Below are 16,543 nucleotides of genomic sequence, written 5' to 3'. Positions count from 1 at the left end.
GGTCTCGCTCGCGCTGTGCACGCCGCGCGAGCCGTGGGCCCAGGCGTGGCCGTTGTTGCGGAACCTCGCATAGGTGCGCTGCGCGCACGTGAGCACTTTCCGGTGCTATAACCCCTGAAAGTGCTCACACGCGCGAAGCGCACCTCCCTGGTGCTCCTGCTGCTGGTGGCGGCGTGCGCCGGGCCGACGACGCCGTCGTCGGGAGTCGGGGGGTCGTCGCCGGGCGCGGTGCTGGGCACCAACGGCGCGGCGGTGCCGCGGATCGACTGGCATTCCTGCGGCAGCGGGTTCCAGTGCGCGACGGTGCCCGTCCCCCTCGACTACCGGAACCCGACCGGGCCGACGATCGCGCTCGGGATGGTCCGGCTGCCCGCCCTCGATCCGGCGCACCGGATCGGCACCGTCGCGGTGAACTACGGCGGCCCCGGCACCCCGGGGACCTCGAGCCTGCGCCGGCTCTCGACCCGCTTCGCCGGGCTCCGCGCCCGGATGGACGTCCTGGCCGTCGACCCGCGCGGGGTCGGCCAGAGCACCCCGGTGCGCTGCGGGGCGTTCGACGGGCAGCCGGTGCTCCCCGCCGGCTCTCCGCTCGCCGATCCGGGCGGGTTCTGGACGTCGGCCCGTGCGGCCGGGCAGGCGTGCGCCGCCGCGTCGGGCGAGCTGCTGCGCCACCTGTCCACCGCGAACGCCGCGCGCGACCTCGACCTGGTGCGCCAGGCCCTCGGCGAGCCCGAGCTCAGCGTCTACGGCTACTCCTACGGCACCGTCCTCGGCGCCACCTACGCGAACCTGTTCGGAGACCACCTGCGCGCCCTGGTCGTCGACGGCGCGCTCGACCTCGCCGCCAACGCGGGCCCCGCCGACCCGACCCGACCGGTCGACGTCCGCGCCGGGGTGGCGGGCGACCGTGACGCGTCCGTGCAGGCGTTCCTGAGGGCGTGCTCGGCGGCGGGGCCGGCCGGGTGCGCCCTCGCCGCACCGCCCGGCGCCGATCCGCGCGCCCGGTTCGACTCGGTGACCGCGGCCGCGACCCGCGCGGGCGGGTCGGCCGACCTCGCGGACCGCGTCGCGACGGCGCTGGAGTCCGGCGGGCGGCTGTCCTCGCTCGCGCGCACCGTCGCCGCGCGCGCCCCGGCCGGCGTGCCGCCCGGCCCGGTGGTGCCCGACCGGGCCGCGGGCGCCCCCGCGCACTCGACTGCGTTCCTCGCCGTGCAGTGCACCGATGTCGTCACCCCGAGCGCCACGCAGATCGACGCGCTGCTGCCCGCCGAGCAGGCCGCCCACCCGCTCTTCGGTGTCCCGACGGCGCTGAACACTGCGCCGTGCGTCGACTGGCCCGCCGTCGACCCCGACCGCTACCTCGGCCCGTGGAACGCCCCGCTGCACGCGCCGGCCCTCGTCGTGAACGCCCGCGAGGATTCCGACACCCCGCTCCCGAACGCCCGCGCGACCGCCGCCGAGCTGTCGGCGGCGCGGGTCCTCGTCGTGGACGGGTTCGGCCACACCACCCTCGACCTGCCCAGCCACTGCGCCGAGGACGCCGCCGCGGCCTACCTCCTGGACCCCGCGCATCCGCCGGCGGACGGCACGGTGTGCCCTCCGGACCCCGGGGCAGTGGCGTTCGCGGGCTGACGGCCCCCGACGCCGCGGAGCGAGCGGACCGTTCGTACGCATAGAAGCAGCGGGAGTGCCGCTCGCTCCGACGGCGTTCGGCTCAGCTGGACGCGAAGCTCGGGCGGCTGCAGGCGGGCGTCCCGCTGGTCGACGAGCCGGTCCGCCGCGCCGCCGGTCACTCCTCCTGACGGCCGAGGACGATCTCGGGCAGGAACCCGTGCTGGTAGAGCCGCTTCTCGCGGATCATCGGCGAGAAGATCGCCGACATGAACAGCGCCGAGAAGAGCACGAAGCACGGCAGCGCCACCCGCAGCCAGCCCGGCCCCGGCAGGAGCGCGAGCAGCGCGGCGGGGACGCACTGGACCGCGGTGCGTGCGAGCTGGCGCAGGAACCACGTCCGCGCGGTGAGGTCGTGCAGCACCCAGTCGCCGTAGACCACCGGGAGCCGGGCGCCGAACGCGTAGGCGAGCCAGCGCAGGACGCCCGGCTTGGCGGTCACCCGCTTGTGCGTGCGTTTCCGTGTTCTGGCACGGAAACGCACGCACGGGGCCGGAGGCCCAACGCCCGGGCCGCGATGCTCGCGAGGTGGGTCGGCTCGTGGCCGCCGTTGTCGAGCTGGCGGATCTGGGTGCGGCACGAGTATCCGTCGGCGAGCACCGCGGTGTCCGACGACGCCTCGCGCACCGCGGGCATGAGGCCCCGCTCCGCGCACGCCGTCGAGACCTCGTAGTGCCCGTCCTCGAAACCGAAGTTGCCCGCCAGCCCGCAGCAGCCCTCGTCGAGGACCTCGGCCTCGACGCCGAGCGCGGAGAGGACGGCGCGGTCGGAGTCGGTCCCCAGCTCGGCGTACTGGTGGCAGTGGATCTGGACCAAGGCCTTGCGCCGCGTCCCGTCCGCCAGCGCGGCGAGTTCGGAGGTGTGCTCCGCGAGCAGCTCGGCGAACGTGCGGATCGACGCCGACGCGATCCCGGCCAGCTCGTGGTCCCGGCCGAGCACCTTGAGCGAGTCGCCGCGCAGCGCCGCGGTGCACGACGGCTCGAGCCCGACGATCGGCACCCCGTCCTCGAGCCACGGCCGGATCCGCTCGAGGCTGCGCCCGACGACCCGCCGCGCCGCGCCGAGCTGCCCGGTGGTGATCCACGTCAGCCCGCAGCACACCCCCGAGGACGGCAGCTCCACGCGGTAGCCCAGCGCCTCGAGCACCGCGATGGCGTCGAGGGCGAGGTCGGGGTCGAACGCCTCGGTGAAGGTGTCGGGCCAGAGCAGGACGCGCTTCTCGACGTCGGCCCGCGCGGAGTGGTCGGTCCCGCCCAGCAGCCGGCGCAGGGGCCGGGGCGCGAGGGCCGGGATGGAGCGCTGCGGAGCGATGCCGCCCGCCTTCTTCGCGACGGAGGCCAGCGCGGGCCGGCGTGCCAGCGCGTTCGCCAGCCGGGGGGCACCCGGGATCGAGCCGGCGATCCGCAACCAGGCCGGCAGCCACCCCATCGACCAGTGCGACCGCGGCCGGTCCTTCGCCCGCCCTGCGTAGTGCTGGGCGAGGAACTCGGTCTTGTAGGTCGCCATGTCGACCCCGACTGGGCAGTCCCGCGCGCAGCCCTTGCAGCTCAGGCACAGGTCGAGCGCGTCGCGGACCTCGGTGGAGCGCCAGCCGTCGGGCACGGCCTGCCCGGAGGCCATCTCGAACAGCAGGCGGGCGCGCCCGCGGGTGGAGTGCTTCTCCTCGCCGGTCACCCGGTAGCTCGGGCACATGACCCCGCCGGACGCGGTGATGCACTTCGCGACGCCGATGCAGCGGCGGGTCGCGGAGGCGAACCCGCCCCGGACGCCGTCGGGAACGCCGTCGTCGACGAAGTCGAGCTCGGTGCGCGTGCCGATGGTGGGCTGGCCGAGGAAGACGCGGACGTCGTCGTCGATCTTCGGCGGATCGACGACGCGGTGCGGGTTCATCCGCCCGTCGGGGTCCCAGGCGCGCTTGAAGTCGGCGAACGCGTCGAGCATCCGCGGCGTGTACATCCGGCTGAGCAGCTCGGCGCGGGCCTGGCCGTCGCCGTGCTCGCCGGAGAGCGACCCGCCGTGCGCGACGGCGAGGTCGGCGGCGTCCTCGAGGAAGCTGCGGAAGTTGCGCATGCCCGGCGTCGTGAGCAGGTCGAAGTCGATCCGCACGTGCAGGCAGCCGTCGCCGAAGTGGCCGTAGTAGGCGCCGCTGCGGCCGTGCTTCGCGAGCAGCGCGTCGAACTCGCGCAGGTAGCTGCCGAACTTCGCCGGCTGCACCGCGGCGTCCTCCCAGCCCGGCCACGCCTCGACGCCGCCGGGCCCGCGGGTGACGATGCCCGACCCGTCCTCGCGGATCTTCCAGAGCGACCGCATGGCCTTCGGCTCGCTGACGACCTTCGAGTCCACCGTCGCCCAGGCCATCTCCTTCGCGATCGCCTCGGCCTTGGCGTGGGCCTCCTGGCGGGTCGTGCCGCCGGTCTCGACGTAGAGCCAGCCCGTGCCGCCCGGCAGCGCCTCGTGGCTGCGGTCGTCGGGGCGGGCGCTGCGCAGCGCGCCGATGACCCCGACGTCCATCCCCTCGATCGTGAGCGGGGCGTGCTCGCGGACGGGGACGACGTGGTCGGCGGCGGTGTAGGCGTCGGCGAAGCCGAGGACGGCGAGCGCGCGCACCGGCGGCGACTCGACGAGGTCCACCGTCGCCTCGAGCAGCGTCACGCAGGTGCCCTCGGTGCCGACCAGGGCCTTCGCCAGGTCGAAGCCGTGCTCGGGCAGCAGCTGGTCGACGTTGTAGCCGCTGACCCGGCGGGTGAGGTCCGGGGTGTCGGCGCGGACGATGTCGGCGGTCCGGTCCCGCAGCGCCTTGAGCTCCACGTACACCCGCCCCTCGGCGCCGGGACGGCGCGCGGCGGCGTCGATGGCCGCGTCGTCCATCGCGCCGCCGACGTGCATGCGGGTGCCGTCGGCGAGCAGGACGTCGAGCGCGCGGACGTTGTCGACGGTCTTGCCCCAGGCCACCGAGTGCGACCCGCAGGCGTTGTTGCCGATCATCCCGCCGAGCGTGCAGCGGTTGTGGGTCGACGGGTCGGGCCCGAAGGTCAGTCCGTACGGGCGTGCCGCGTCGCGCAGGTCGTCGAGGACGGTGCCGGGCTGGACGCGGGCGGTGCGGGCGTCCGGGTCGATCTCCAGCACCTGGTTGAGGTGCCGGTGGAAGTCGACGACGACGGCCTCGTTCACCGACTGCCCGCAGATGCTCGTCCGGGCGCCCAGGGGCAGCAGCGGGACCCCGTGACGGCGGGTGACCTCGACCGCGCGCTCGACGTCGTCGGAGTCGACGGGCTGCACGACGCCGAGCGGGACGTGGCGGTAGTTCGACGAGTCCGCCGACCACATCGCCCGGGTGGCGGTGTCGAACCGGACCGTGCCGCGCATCGCTCCCGCGAGCTCCTCGGCGAGGAGGGAGTTCGCGGTGCTCGGGCGGGACGGGGCGCTCGTCATGCCTCCATCCTGCTTGTCGATCAGGGGACGTGCAGCGTCGTGTTCGTCGCCGTCTTGGCGACCACCCGCCCGCCGCTGATGACGTACCGGCGCGGGGCGCGGTCGAGCAGGGCGGTGTGGTGGTCGGCACGCGGGGAGTCGAGGACGACCAGGTCGGCGCGGGAGCCGGGGGCGAGGTCGTGGCTGCGCCGGCCCACCCCCGTCGCTCCGCTCGCCCCGTCCACGCCGAGCATGGCGGCGGCGCCCCGGGTGGCCCGGTCAAGGAGGCGGTCGAGGCCGTCGCGGGTGCCGAACGGCTGGGTGTGGGCGGCGAGGAGGGTGACGTCGAGCACGTCGGCGGTGCCGAACGGGGTGAAGGCGTTGCGGACGTTGTTGCTCGACAGCGCCGTCGCGACCCCGCCGTCGAGCAGCTCGGCGACCGGGGCCACGGTCCCCTGCACGTACAGGTCGGTGGGCGGGAGGACGACGAGGCCCACCCCGGCGTCGGCGAGCTCGGCGACCAGCCGGCGCCGCGCGTCGTCGGCGTACCCGGCGAGGGTGGTGACGTGCCCGATCGTCGTGCGCCCGCCCCAGCCGCGGGCGCGGGTCAGGGCGGCGACGTCCCCGGCCAGGGCGTGGCGCGGGTCGGTGGCGTGCGCCGGGGCGAAGTCGGCGTGCACGTCGACGGGGACGTCGAAGCGCTCGGCCAGGTCGAACACCCGCCGCAGGTGCGCGCGGCAGCCCTCGACGTCGTCCTCGGCGTAACTGCACCCCCCGACGACGTCCACGCCGCGGCGCAGCGCCTCGACGAGCAGCTCGTCGGTGCCGGGGCGCGCGGCGAGCCCCTCCTGCGGGAACGCGACGACCTGGATCTCGACGGTGCCGGCCCAGCGCTGCTTCACCTCGAGGAGTGCGTCGATGCTCGTCAGCCCGACGGTGGGGTCGACGTCGACCGGGGTGCGCACGACGGTGGTGCCGTGGGTGACGGCGCGGCGGAGGACGTCCTCGGCGCGGGCCGCGACGTCGTCGTGTGTGAAGCCCTCCTTGAGCCGGGCGGTCGTCGCGACGGCGCCCGCGAGGGTCCCCCTATCGGCGTGCTGTATTGGATTCTCGGGCTCGCGCTCGCCGAGCATCGCCTTGTCGAGGTGCAGGTGGGGCTCGACGAGGCCGGGGAGGACGGGGCGGGCGCCGCCGTCGAGAGTCGTCGTGCCGGGGGATGCGTCCAGGCCGGGGCCGACCTCCGCGATCCGGCCGTGCTCGACCCGGAGGTCGACGAGCTCGGCACGCCCGCGGACCCGGACGTTCGTCAGGAGGAGATCGTCAGCAGCCACGACAGGTCGGTACCCGCCGCGAGCTCGTCCGGCTCCTGGTTGCGGCGGAAGAGGCGTGCGGTGTTGCCGTCGAGGGTCAGGGTGTCGCCGGTGCGGTGCAGCCAGGCGCCCTCGCGGAGCCCGACCACGGGCAGGGGGTCGACCTCGTGGAACTCGGCGATGCGCTCCTCGCGGGTCTCGCCCTGGTGGGTGCTGGCGGGGTCCGGGTCGAGGTAGTGCGGGTTGACCTGGAACGGGACGCGCGCGAGGGCGTCGAGGCCGCCCGGGTCGAGGATCGGCATGTCGTTGGTGGTCCGGATGGTGGGGCAGGCGAGGTTGGTGCCCGCGGAGCTGCCGGTGTAGCGGCACTCGGGGTTCGCGTGCAGGGCGTCGAGGAGGCCGAGGCGGCGGACGTCGTGGAGCAGCCGGAAGGTGTTGCCGCCGCCGACGAACACCGCGGCCGCGTCGGCGAGGGTGGCGGCGGGCTCGGCCTCGCGGTGCAGCGGCCGCAGGTCGATCCGTGGCCCGAGGGCGTCGTGCACCCAGGTGAAGTAGTCGTCGTGGTCGGCGCGGGCGTAGGGGACGAACCACACGGGGCGCTCGGCGAGGTGGTGCGCGAGGAGGTCGCGGGCAGGCGCGAACGGCTCGGCTCCTCCGGGTGGGTGGGAGTTGGACAGGAGCAGCACGTCGCCGGGCACGGGGGCAGCGTGACAGGGGCGGCCTGGTGTACGCCGCGCGCACGGTCATCGATGGAGGGCGACGAGCGGTCGTCGGGGTTGCGGGACGCACACGGCTGGGGGGAGCGGACGACGAGTGGATGCCAGGGGTGCTTGGCGCGCACGTTGCGGTGGGCGCTCAGCCCCGGCCCGTGTGCGGGCCGCGCACGAGCGCAGGTGCGATTGCCCCGCACGTCGACCGTGTGCGGGGCGCGCCCGAGGGTGGGCGGCGTGCTCGCTCCGTGGATTGTGTGCGGGGCGCGCACGAGCGCGGGTGGGTGCTGGGCACGTCGACCGTGTGCCTGCCGCACACGGTCGGCCGATGTCGTGAGCAGCGTCCCGATGAGCTCAGCGCCCCGATCGTCGGACCGTCCGGCTTCCTGCGAGCCCCTCAGACCCGTTCGGTGCGCGCTGGCACCGTCGGCACCGGCAGGGTCACCCGCAGCGCACCCGGAGCGTCGGCCGGCACCACCGGAGCGCACGGCGCCACCGGCGCGATCCGCTCGTAGCCCGACCCCAGCGGCGGGCGCGGATCCGTCTCGCCCTTGTTCGGCCAGAACGCCATCGCCCGCTCGGCCTGGGCGGTGATCGTCAGCGACGGGTTCACCCCGAGGTTGGCCGAGAGCGCCGACCCGTCCACCACGTGCAGACCGGGGTGGCCGTAGAGCCGTTGGTAGGGGTCGATCACCCCCTCCGAGGCCGAGGACCCGATCGCGCACCCGCCGATGAAGTGCGCCGTCATCGGCATGTTCACCGCCTCGCCCCAGGTGCCCCCCGGATCGCCGTCGATGAGCTCGGCCATCCGGCGGGTGGTCGCGTTCGCGGCCGGGATCCAGGTCGGGTTGGGGGTGCCGTGGCCCTGCCGCGAGACCAGCCGACCGAAGCGCCGTCCCACCGTGATCGAGTTGTCGAGCGACTGCATCACCAGCGCGATCACGGTCCGCTCCGACCAGCGCCGCTTGTCCAGCGAGCGGGCCAGCGTCCGCGGGTGGCGGACCATCGCGCCCAGCAGCTTCGCGAGCCGCGGGACGCGCCCCCCGCCGTCGGTCATCAGCGTGGTGAGCAGGCCCATCGCGTTCGACCCGTGCCCGTAGCGGCACGGCTCGATGTGGGTGTCGTCGTCCGGGTGCCACGACGAGGTGATCGCGACGCCCCGCGAGAAGTCCCGCGGCCCGCCCCGCTCGGGCGCCCGCCGCGCCATCGCCCCGACCAGCGCCTCGGAGTTCGTCCGCGTCAGGTGGCCCAGGCGGGCGGACACGAACGGCAGTTCCCCGGTGTCGCGCAGCCGGTGCAGCAGCGACTGCGTGCCCCACGTCCCGGCGGAGAACACGACCTGGTCGGCGGTGAACACCACCCGGCGACGTCGGCCCGCGCCCCGCGTCGGCCTCGTCACCACCTCGTACCCACCACCCGAGCGCGGCCGCACCGACACCACGGTCGTCTCCGGGTGCACGACGGCGCCCGCCCGCTCGGCGAGCCCGAGGTAGTTGCGGTCCGCCGTGTTCTTCGCGCCGTGGCGGCAGCCGGTCATGCACTCGCCACACTCGATGCACCCGACCCGGTCCGGGCCCGCACCGCCGAAGAACGGGTCGGGCACCGTCACGCCCGGCTCCTTGGCGCCGTTACGCCCGAAGAACACGCCGACCTGGGTCGGGGTCACGGTGTCCTCGCGGCCCCACTCGCGGGCGACCCGCCGCATCACCTCGTCCGACGGCGTCACGCTGGGCTGGGTGACGACGCCGAGCATCCGGCGGGCCTGGTCGTAGAACGGGTCGAGCTCGTCGCGCCAGTCGGTGATCGACGCCCACTGCGGGTCGCGGTAGAACGCCGGCGACGAGGGCTGGTAGAGCGTGTTCGCGTAGTTGAGCGACCCGCCGCCGACGCCGGCCCCGGCCAGCACCACGACGTCGCGCAGCACGTGGATGCGCTGGATGCCGTAGCAGCCCAGCCGGGGTGCCCAGAGGAAGTTCCGGACGTCCCACGACGTCGAGGGCAGCGTCTCCGGAGTAAACCGGCGGCCGGCCTCGAGGACGCCGACCCGGTAGCCCTTCTCGGTCAGGCGCAGCGCCGTGACGCTGCCGCCGAACCCGGAGCCGATGACGAGGACGTCGTGGTGGGACTGCACCGCCCGTACGTTAACCGGCGGGTAACTGTGACGGAAGGTCACACGTACAAGGTGTCAGCGCGTGGCGACCCGCGAGTCGCGGTCGAGCCACCGCGCCGTCTCGGGGTCGAGGAGCCGGCGCAGCACCGCCGCGTTGCCGGGGGCCACCGGGGCGCCGTCCTTGAACTGCCGTCCGCGGACGCCCACGTACGGGGCGCTCGGCTTCCACTCGGGGTCCGCCATGATCGTCTCGGCGGTGACCCGGTCCTCGGGCGGGATGAAGCACACGACGCCCTCGGCGTACCAGCTGACCTCGTTCGCCGACTCGGTGCGGCTGTACGGGTTGCTATCGAAGACGATCACCCCGGCCAGCCGGCCGCGCCCGGTCCACTCGTGGATCCAGCCGACCGTCCCGGGGCCCACCCGCTTGTCGCGGGAGTGCGAGGACGCGAGGTGCCAGGCGGTGCGCGTGCCGATCCGGTCGCCGTCGGCGTCCCACTGCGCACCCGACGACCGGGTCCACCCGCCGTCGTCCGCGGGGTCCTCCGACGGGGTCCAGGACAGCATGACGTCGGAGAGGATCTCGAATCGGCCGGATCGGTTGGTCACGGAGTGAACTCCCAGGAGAGGTCGGTGGCGGTCGTCTGCGGGACGTGTCGACGCGCCCGGGTCAGGGGACCAGCATGACCTTCCCGACGGCGCCCTTCTCCACCGCCTCCTGAGCTGCGACGACGTCGTCGAGCGCGAAGGTCGAGATCGGCAGCGGCGTGAGCGCTCCGGCGGCCACCGCGTCGCGCACCCAGGCGAGGTCCGCGGCCAGCTCGTCGGGGAGCACGCCGTAGAGCAGGACGAAGCGCAGCGTCGCGTTGGCGGTCATGAACCGGCGCACCGGGAGCACCGGGTCGTTCGGCTCGTTGGCGTAGACGGAGATGACGGCGCCGGCCCCGGCGACCGCCAGGTCGAGGTCGAGGTTCGCCCCGAGGGCGACCTCGACGATCCGGTCGACGTGCTCGGCGAAGCCGCCCACGCGCTCGGTCGCGCCGTCCTCGCGGTAGTTGACGACGAGGTCGGCGCCGGCCGCCCGGGCCAGCTCGCCCTTCTCCTCGGAGCTGACGGTGGCGACGACGCGGGCGCCCGCGTGCTTGGCCAGCTCGATCGCGTAGTGCCCGACGGCGCCCGCGCCCCCGGCGACCAGCACCGTCTTCCCGTCGAGCGCGCCCGGGTCGCCGCCCAGGCATTGCGCCGCGGTGAGGCCGGGGACGCCGAGGCAGGCCCCGAGGTCGTCGTGGTCGGCGTCGGGCAGCGGCACCGTGCGGTCGGCCGGCAGCACGGAGTACTCGGCGGCGGTGCCGAAGCGGTTCCCGAAGGCGGCGAAGAAGATCCACACGTGCTGGCCGGGCTCGCGGTCGGAGACGTCCGGCCCGACGGCGTCGACGATGCCCGCGCCGTCCTGGTGGGGCACCTGGAAGTCGTCGGGATCCCGGCCGGTCAGCCCGGCGCGCGTCTTCCAGTCGGTCGGGTTGATCGCCGAGCGCGTGATGCGCACCCGGACCTCCCCGGGCCCGGGGTCGGGAACGTCGACGTCCTCGACGGCGAGGACCTCCGCGGCGGGTCCGGTCTTCCGGTAGACGGCGGCCTTCATGACCCCAGCATTCCCGCCCGGCGCGCCGCCCGCACCATCCGCACCGTCCGCCCGTCGTCGGGACCGTCGGGGCAGCGCCTCGTCGAGCACCACCGTGACCCGGTAGCCGCCGAGCACGACTGGGCCCGGGGCCGGTGTGAGGCCCGGCGTCGGGGCTCTACCTGTGGCTCTACCTGTGGGTCTACGCGTCGTCGGTGCTCGCCCACCTGGTGTTCTTCGGGCTGCCCGGGTCCGCGCTGGTCGGTGGTGTGGTGATGGGCGTCGTGGCGATCCCGTTCGCGTATGTGCGACTTCGTCGCTCGTGAGCACTTTCGGGCGCTATAGCAACCGAAACTGCTCACGTGCGCGAAGCGCACCTACCCGGCGCGCAGCTTGCCGTCGTCGTCGGGGAAGGCGCCCTGCGCGCGCAGGTCCCGTGACCACGTGGTGCACCGCTGCACGACCCGGTCGAGCGCGTGCTCCATGCCCTCGAGCACCGGGTCGAGCGCGGCCTCCGTCGCGTCCTCGACGTCGCGGCGCAGGGTGGCGCCGCGCTCGGTGAGGACGCCGTCGGGGGTGAGGAGCACCCGGTCGACGAGGTCGTCGCGGGCGGCCGTGATGTCGGCCTCGGACCACGACCGCGTGCGCATGTACTCCGGCACCGGGATCCCGACGTGCGCCTCGGTGAGCAGGTTCGACTCCAGTGCGCCGATGCCGTAGGCGACCAGGCAGGCCAGGTGCGCGTCGCCGCGGAACTCGCGCAGCAGGTTCGCCGCGTGCCAGAGCCGTCCCCAGGCGTCGCCGGGCCAGTCCAGCGAGGACAGCCCCCCGAACAGCGGCTTGCCGAGCAGCGGGGCCCGCTCGAGACCCGCCCGGAGCACGGCGATCACCTCCTCGACGTCGCGGCCCGGCTCGCCGAGCACCCGGTGCAGGCAGCGGGTCGCCGCCGCCTGCTTGGCGGCGAGCACGTCGGGCACCGTCGCCGTGGTGAGGGCGCTCTCGTAGACCCCGCCCAGCATGTCGGGCTCGAAGACCCCGAAGGTGGCGACGACGAGGTTCGTCGGCGGAAGGCCCAGCGTGCCGGCACGGCCGAGGACGTAGCCGGCGAAGCGCTCGAGGCCCAGCGCCGCGTACTGCTCGCGGGCCTCGCCCGAGTGGACGTGCACCATCGCGATCGGCTCGAGGGCGTCCTGCAGCCGGCGGGCCGGGGTGGGGTCGGGGCTCACCCGGCGGCCCGCTTGTACGGGTCCGGGGGGAACCAGCCGGCGGCGACGACGTGGTCGGCCCAGCGGCCCAGGGTGCCCAGCAGCTCGTCGAGGTCGTCCTCGAGGGCGTCGAGCACCCGCTGCTGGGCGAGGTCGGTGGCCACCTCGATCGCCTCGCGAGCGGCCCGCCCGGCGGGGGTGAGGGCCCCGTCGACGATCCAGCCCCGGGCAGTGAGCCGCGCGACGGCGGCGTCCATGGCCTCGGCCGACCACCCGCGGGTGCCGGTGTACTCGTAGAGGTCGAACCCGATCCGCAGCTCGGTGAGGACGTTCGCCTCGAGCCCGTCGACGCCGGCCGCGGTGCAGGCGCCGAGGTGGGCGTCGCCGCGGTGCTCGCGGTGGAGCGTCGCGACGTGCCAGAGCGCGGCGTGCGGGTCGGTGGGCCAGGGCAGGTCGCGCAGCCCGGCGTAGAGCGGGCGGCCGGCGAGGTCGCCGGGCCCGGCCGCGTCGAGCGCCTCGCGCAGCAGCCGCGTCACGCGTCCGATCTCGGCGACCTCGACGCCCTCCAGCGCCGCCCGCAGGCCCTCGCCACCACCGAGCTCGCGGACCGCGAGGAGCTCCTCGACGGTGCACGCGGCCCGCGCCTGGCGCCAGAGCTCGCCCGCGAGCCCGGGCTCGAAGACCGCGAACGTCGCGACGACGACGCCGGGCGAGGGGTCGCCGAGCACGCAGGCCCGCCCACCGACGTAGCCGGTGAGGAAGTCGAGCCCCGCCTTCGCCAGGTGCTCGTGGGCGGGCGCGCTCCAGACGTTGACCATGGCCAGCGGCTCGAGCACGTGGCGCAGCCGGCGCGCGGACGTCTCGGGCCGGGGCGCGGCCGCCCCCTCGCGCGGGCGGAGGAAGATCTCGCGGGCCTCGGTGAAGTCCATGGCGCTCAGCCGAGGGTGAAGGGGTCGCGGGTGCCGCCGGTCAGCTCGACCCACACCGACTTGGTCTCCAGGTAGGCGTCGACCGCGGCCACCCCGTTCTCCCGGCCGAGCCCGGAGTCCTTGTAGCCGCCGAAGGGCACGCTCGGTGCCACCACCCGGTACGCGTTGATCCAGACGGTGCCGGCCTTGATGCGGGCGGCGACGCGGTGCGCGCGGTGGACGTCCTTGGTCCAGACCGCGCCGGCGAGGCCGTAGGGGGTGTCGTTGGCCAGCTTCACCGCCTCGTCCTCGTCGGTGAAGGTCGTGGCGGCGAGCACCGGCCCGAAGACCTCCTCGCGGAACACCGTGTCGGTCGGCTTGACCGAGAGCACCGTCGGCTGGACGAAGTAGCCGCCGAGCTCCTCGTCGGCGTCGCCGCCGTAGGCGACGGTCGCGCCCTCCTGCCGGGCGGTCCGCAGGTAGCCGACGACCTTCTCGTACTGCATCCCGTTGGCCACCGGGCCCATCTCGGTGTCCTCGGCGAAGGGGTCCCCGAGCTTGATCTGCGAGGCGCGCTCGGCGACCAGGCGGACCAGCTCGTCGTGGACGTCGGCGTGCACGACGAGCCGGGAGCCCGCCATGCAGGTCTGCCCGGTGGCGGCGAACACCCCGGCGACGAGGCCGTTCGCGGCTGCCTGCAGGTCGGCGTCGGGGAAGACCACCTGCGGCGACTTCCCGCCGAGCTCCAGCGTGACCGGGTGGAGGTTCTCCGCGGCGGCCACGGCGACCTTGCGCCCGGTGGCGGTCGACCCGGTGAACGCGACCTTGTCGATGCCGGGGTGCCCGGCCAGGTGCGCGCCCGGGCCGCCGGTCGAGGACGTGACGACGTTGACGACGCCGTCGGGGATCCCGGCCTGCATGATCAGCTCCGCGAACCCGAGCGTCGACCCGGGCGCGTGCTCCGAGGGCTTGATGACGACGGTGCAGCCCGCGGCCAGAGCGGGTGCCACTTTCCAGCTCATCAGCAGCAGCGGCGAGTTCCACGGGGTGATCGCGGCGACCACGCCGACCGGCTCGCGGCGGGTGTAGACGAGGTAGTTCGGGTTGGGCGAGGGGATCTGGCGGCCCTCGAGGGTCGCGGCGATACCGGCGTAGTAGTGGTACCAGCCGCCCAGGCCATTGAGCTGCCCGAGCATCTCCCGGTAGAGCTTGCCCGAGTCGTTGACCTCGAGGCGGGCCAGGCGCTCGGCGTTCTCGCCGATGAGGTCGGCCAGCCGGCGCAGGCAGGCGGCGCGGGCGAACCCCGTCATCTGCCCCCACTCGCCGTCGAGCGCGGCGCGGGCGGCGGCGACGGCGTTGTCGATGTCCTCGTCGCCGCCGTCGGGGATCACCGCCCACGACTGTCCGGTGTAGGGGTTCTGCGACCTGAAGGTCTTCCCCGAGACCGCCCCCACCGCCTGGCCGCCCACGAGCATCGACAGCGTCTCCAGCTCGCTCACGTCGTCTCCTCCGACCCGCCGTGCCCGTGCCCGTGGCCATGCCCGTGGCCGTGGCCGTGCGACGGCGCGGAGGGCTCGGGGGCCGGCGTGATCATCGGCTCCCCGGCCCGCAGCGGGACCTGCTCGTAGCGGCCCTCGTGGGCGGCCACCGGGCGGGTGTCGCCGGCGAGCTCGGGATGCTTGGCCTCGAGGCGCTGGCGCTGCTCCCACTTCCGCTGCATCGCGGTCAGGTACTCACGGTTGCCGTGGTAGGTCCCCCGCCAGGTCTGGGGCATCTGCTCCTTGGCCAGCCCGGCGTCGGCCTGCCCGTGCAGCGCCGGGCGGGACGGCACCTTGCGGGACACGCCCCCGCACTCCGGGCAGGCCGGGGGCGGGGCGTCGCGTTCCACCAGGCGCTCGAACCGCAGCCCGCACCCGGCGTCCTCGGGCGCGGCATCCGGTCCGCCGCCACAGCGGTAGTCGTAGATCGGCACGGCTACCAGTTCTCGATCGACTTCGCGAAGATGTCCGCGATGTCGTCCTCGGTCGGCGTGCGTGGGCACGTCGCGAGGAGGCGCTGCTGCTTCATCGTCCCGTCGACGAGGTCGGGGATGTCCGACTCGCCGAACCCGACCGCACCGATGCCGTTCGGGATGTCGATGTCGCGCATCAGCTCGGTCACGACGTGCGGGAGCTGCTCCGACGCGTCGTTCTGGGTGTCGGCGTTCGGCCCGAGCAGCTTCGCCGCGGCCATGTGCCGGTCGGGTGCGGACCCGAACGAGAACCGGAACGCCTCGGGCGCCGTCAGCGACACCGACATGCCGTGGGGCACCATCGCCTCGTCCTGCGGGTAGCCCGCCGGGCGGAAGTCGCGGACCTGACCGGCGATCGGGTAGGCGTTCGCGTGCGGGATGTGCACGCCTGAGTTGCCGAAGCCCATCCCCGCGAACGTGGCCGCCATCATCATGTCCATGCGGGCGTCGACGTCCTCGTCGCCGCGCTGCACGGCGGTCCGGAACGAGCGGGCCAGCAGCGACATCGACTTCTCGCACCACAGGTCCGAGACCGGGTTCGACCCGCAGTAGGTCACCCGCTCCTCGGGCTTCTTGCGGTCGAACGAGGTGTACCAGCGGGCGGTGTAGCTCTCCAGCGCGTGACAGACGATGTCCATGCCCGCGGCCGCGGTGACCTGGGGGGGCAGCGTCATGGTCAGCAGCGGGTCGACGACGGCCATCGTCGGGCGCAGCCGCCAGTGGCTGATGCCGGTCTTCACCCGCAGCGAGAGCACGTCGAGGATGCACATGGCGGTCGACTCGGAGCCGGTGCCCGCCGTCGTCGGGACCGCGATGAGCGGCTTGAGCGACCCCGGCGGCACCTGGGCGTTCCCGACCGGCTTGTTGATGTAGTCCATCAGCTCACCGGGGTAGGTGGTGAGCAGGTTGACCGCCTTGGCCGTGTCGATCGACGACCCGCCCCCGACCGCGACGAAGCCGTCCCACGGTCCCTGCTCGGTGGCGTAGCCGATGGCCTTGTTCATCGAGTCGTCGGTCGGCTCGACGTGCACCCCGTCGAAGATCTCGACGGTCATGTCGTAGCGGCGGATCTGGTCCGCGATCCGGTCGGGCAGGCCGGTCTGCTGCATCCCGGGGTCGGTGATCAGCAGGATGCGCTTCGCGCCGTACTGCGCGAGGTCGAACCCGATCTCATCGCACGCGCCGGCGCCGAACTTCAGGGGCGGAGCCCCCCAGGTGAAGACGGATTCCTCGGTGGGAACCGGCGGGACGGTCACGTGTAGTGCCCTCCGTTCGAGACGGTCTTGAGCTGGTGGATCTGGTCGGCGTCGTGGCCGAAGACGACGGTGGCGTCGGTCTGCTCGGCGATGCCGCGGATCTTCTCCACCGACGAGTAGAACTGGCCCATGTCGTTGACGATCGCGGCGGGCGTGGTCGGCGGGCCGTAGGACTCGCCCATGTACACCGCGTCCGACGTGAAGATCATCGTGCCGGTGTCGGGCAGGTCGACCTGCATCGACATGGTGCCCGGGGTGTGGCCGGGGGTCTGGAGCAGCGTGACGCCGGGGAGGAACTCGGTGTCACCGGAGACGGTGTCCCAGTTCAGG

Annotated in this window: 14 protein-coding genes; 1 reads left to right on the top strand and 13 read right to left on the bottom strand. The window is 74.2% G+C overall.

What is annotated here, in order from left to right; all coding sequences use genetic code 11:
* Nucleotides 1-120: 120 nt before the first annotated feature.
* Nucleotides 121-1,632, top strand: a complete 1,512-nt coding sequence (locus tag VGH76_RS00990) for an alpha/beta fold hydrolase (protein WP_331554733.1) — start codon at nt 121-123, stop codon at nt 1,630-1,632.
* A 157-nt stretch (nt 1,633-1,789) separates the two neighbouring features.
* Here the strand turns inward: VGH76_RS00990 and VGH76_RS00985 are convergent, their stop codons facing one another.
* The 13 genes from VGH76_RS00985 to VGH76_RS00925 form a co-directional block, all read right to left on the bottom strand.
* Nucleotides 1,790-2,113 (bottom strand): DUF5313 family protein, encoded by a 324-nt coding sequence (locus VGH76_RS00985; protein WP_331554732.1) that lies wholly within the window; start codon nt 2,111-2,113, stop codon nt 1,790-1,792.
* Nucleotides 2,110-5,103 (bottom strand): FAD-binding and (Fe-S)-binding domain-containing protein, encoded by a 2,994-nt coding sequence (locus VGH76_RS00980; RefSeq protein WP_331554731.1) that lies wholly within the window; start codon nt 5,101-5,103, stop codon nt 2,110-2,112. The genes VGH76_RS00985 and VGH76_RS00980 overlap by 4 nt, the downstream gene beginning before the upstream one ends.
* A gap of 20 nt (nt 5,104-5,123) precedes the next feature.
* A complete protein-coding gene (locus VGH76_RS00975) occupies nt 5,124-6,413 on the bottom strand; it encodes an amidohydrolase family protein (protein ID WP_331554730.1) in 1,290 nt (429 codons plus the stop codon).
* Nucleotides 6,389-7,090: a dipeptidase PepE gene (pepE, locus tag VGH76_RS00970; protein ID WP_331554729.1), complete on the bottom strand. Its 702-nt coding sequence runs from the start codon at nt 7,088-7,090 to the stop codon at nt 6,389-6,391. Before pepE ends, VGH76_RS00975 begins: the two co-directional genes overlap by 25 nt.
* Before the next feature lie 409 nt (nt 7,091-7,499).
* Nucleotides 7,500-9,233 (bottom strand): GMC family oxidoreductase, encoded by a 1,734-nt coding sequence (locus VGH76_RS00965; RefSeq protein ID WP_331554728.1) that lies wholly within the window; start codon nt 9,231-9,233, stop codon nt 7,500-7,502.
* A gap of 54 nt (nt 9,234-9,287) precedes the next feature.
* Nucleotides 9,288-9,821, bottom strand: a complete 534-nt coding sequence (locus tag VGH76_RS00960) for a hypothetical protein (protein ID WP_331554727.1) — start codon at nt 9,819-9,821, stop codon at nt 9,288-9,290.
* 61 nt (nt 9,822-9,882) lie between these two features.
* A complete protein-coding gene (locus VGH76_RS00955; RefSeq protein WP_331554726.1) occupies nt 9,883-10,854 on the bottom strand; it encodes an NADPH:quinone reductase in 972 nt (323 codons plus the stop codon).
* Nucleotides 10,855-11,210: 356 nt separating this feature from the next.
* Nucleotides 11,211-12,059: an SCO6745 family protein gene (locus VGH76_RS00950; RefSeq protein ID WP_331554725.1), complete on the bottom strand. Its 849-nt coding sequence runs from the start codon at nt 12,057-12,059 to the stop codon at nt 11,211-11,213.
* Nucleotides 12,056-12,967 (bottom strand): SCO6745 family protein, encoded by a 912-nt coding sequence (locus VGH76_RS00945; RefSeq protein ID WP_331554724.1) that lies wholly within the window; start codon nt 12,965-12,967, stop codon nt 12,056-12,058. Before VGH76_RS00945 ends, VGH76_RS00950 begins: the two co-directional genes overlap by 4 nt.
* Nucleotides 12,968-12,972: 5 nt before the next feature.
* The gene (locus tag VGH76_RS00940) at nt 12,973-14,421 is read right to left on the bottom strand and encodes an aldehyde dehydrogenase (RefSeq protein ID WP_414637644.1); all 1,449 of its coding nucleotides are present in this window, start codon (nt 14,419-14,421) and stop codon (nt 12,973-12,975) included.
* A 20-nt stretch (nt 14,422-14,441) separates the two neighbouring features.
* Nucleotides 14,442-14,918 carry a zinc ribbon domain-containing protein gene (locus VGH76_RS00935; protein ID WP_331554722.1) on the bottom strand — a complete coding sequence of 159 codons (477 nt, stop codon included), beginning with the start codon at nt 14,916-14,918 and terminating at the stop codon, nt 14,442-14,444.
* Nucleotides 14,919-14,920: 2 nt separating this feature from the next.
* Complete coding sequence (locus tag VGH76_RS00930) at nt 14,921-16,213, bottom strand: hydroxyacid-oxoacid transhydrogenase (RefSeq protein WP_331554721.1); 1,293 nt, start codon at nt 16,211-16,213, stop codon at nt 14,921-14,923.
* Nucleotides 16,210-16,543, bottom strand: a 334-nt coding sequence (locus VGH76_RS00925; protein ID WP_331554720.1) for an MBL fold metallo-hydrolase, incomplete at its 5' end; no start/stop codon positions are given. The genes VGH76_RS00925 and VGH76_RS00930, both read right to left, overlap by 4 nt.

The sequence above is a fragment of the Actinomycetospora sp. genome (genome assembly GCF_036497585.1).
Lineage (GTDB): Bacteria > Actinomycetota > Actinomycetes > Mycobacteriales > Pseudonocardiaceae > Actinomycetospora.
The sequence above is the reverse complement of the archived record's forward strand: the minus strand, read 5'-3'. Positions and strand labels throughout refer to the sequence as shown.

Coding starts and splice junctions, on each gene's coding strand:
- VGH76_RS00980 (WP_331554731.1), bottom strand. CDS start 5,103: ATGACGAGCGCCCCGTCCCGCCCGAGCACCGCGAACTCCCTCCTCGCC.
- VGH76_RS00955 (WP_331554726.1), bottom strand. CDS start 10,854: ATGAAGGCCGCCGTCTACCGGAAGACCGGACCCGCCGCGGAGGTCCTC.
- VGH76_RS00945 (WP_331554724.1), bottom strand. CDS start 12,967: ATGGACTTCACCGAGGCCCGCGAGATCTTCCTCCGCCCGCGCGAGGGG.
- VGH76_RS00940 (WP_414637644.1), bottom strand. CDS start 14,421: ATGCTCGTGGGCGGCCAGGCGGTGGGGGCGGTCTCGGGGAAGACCTTC.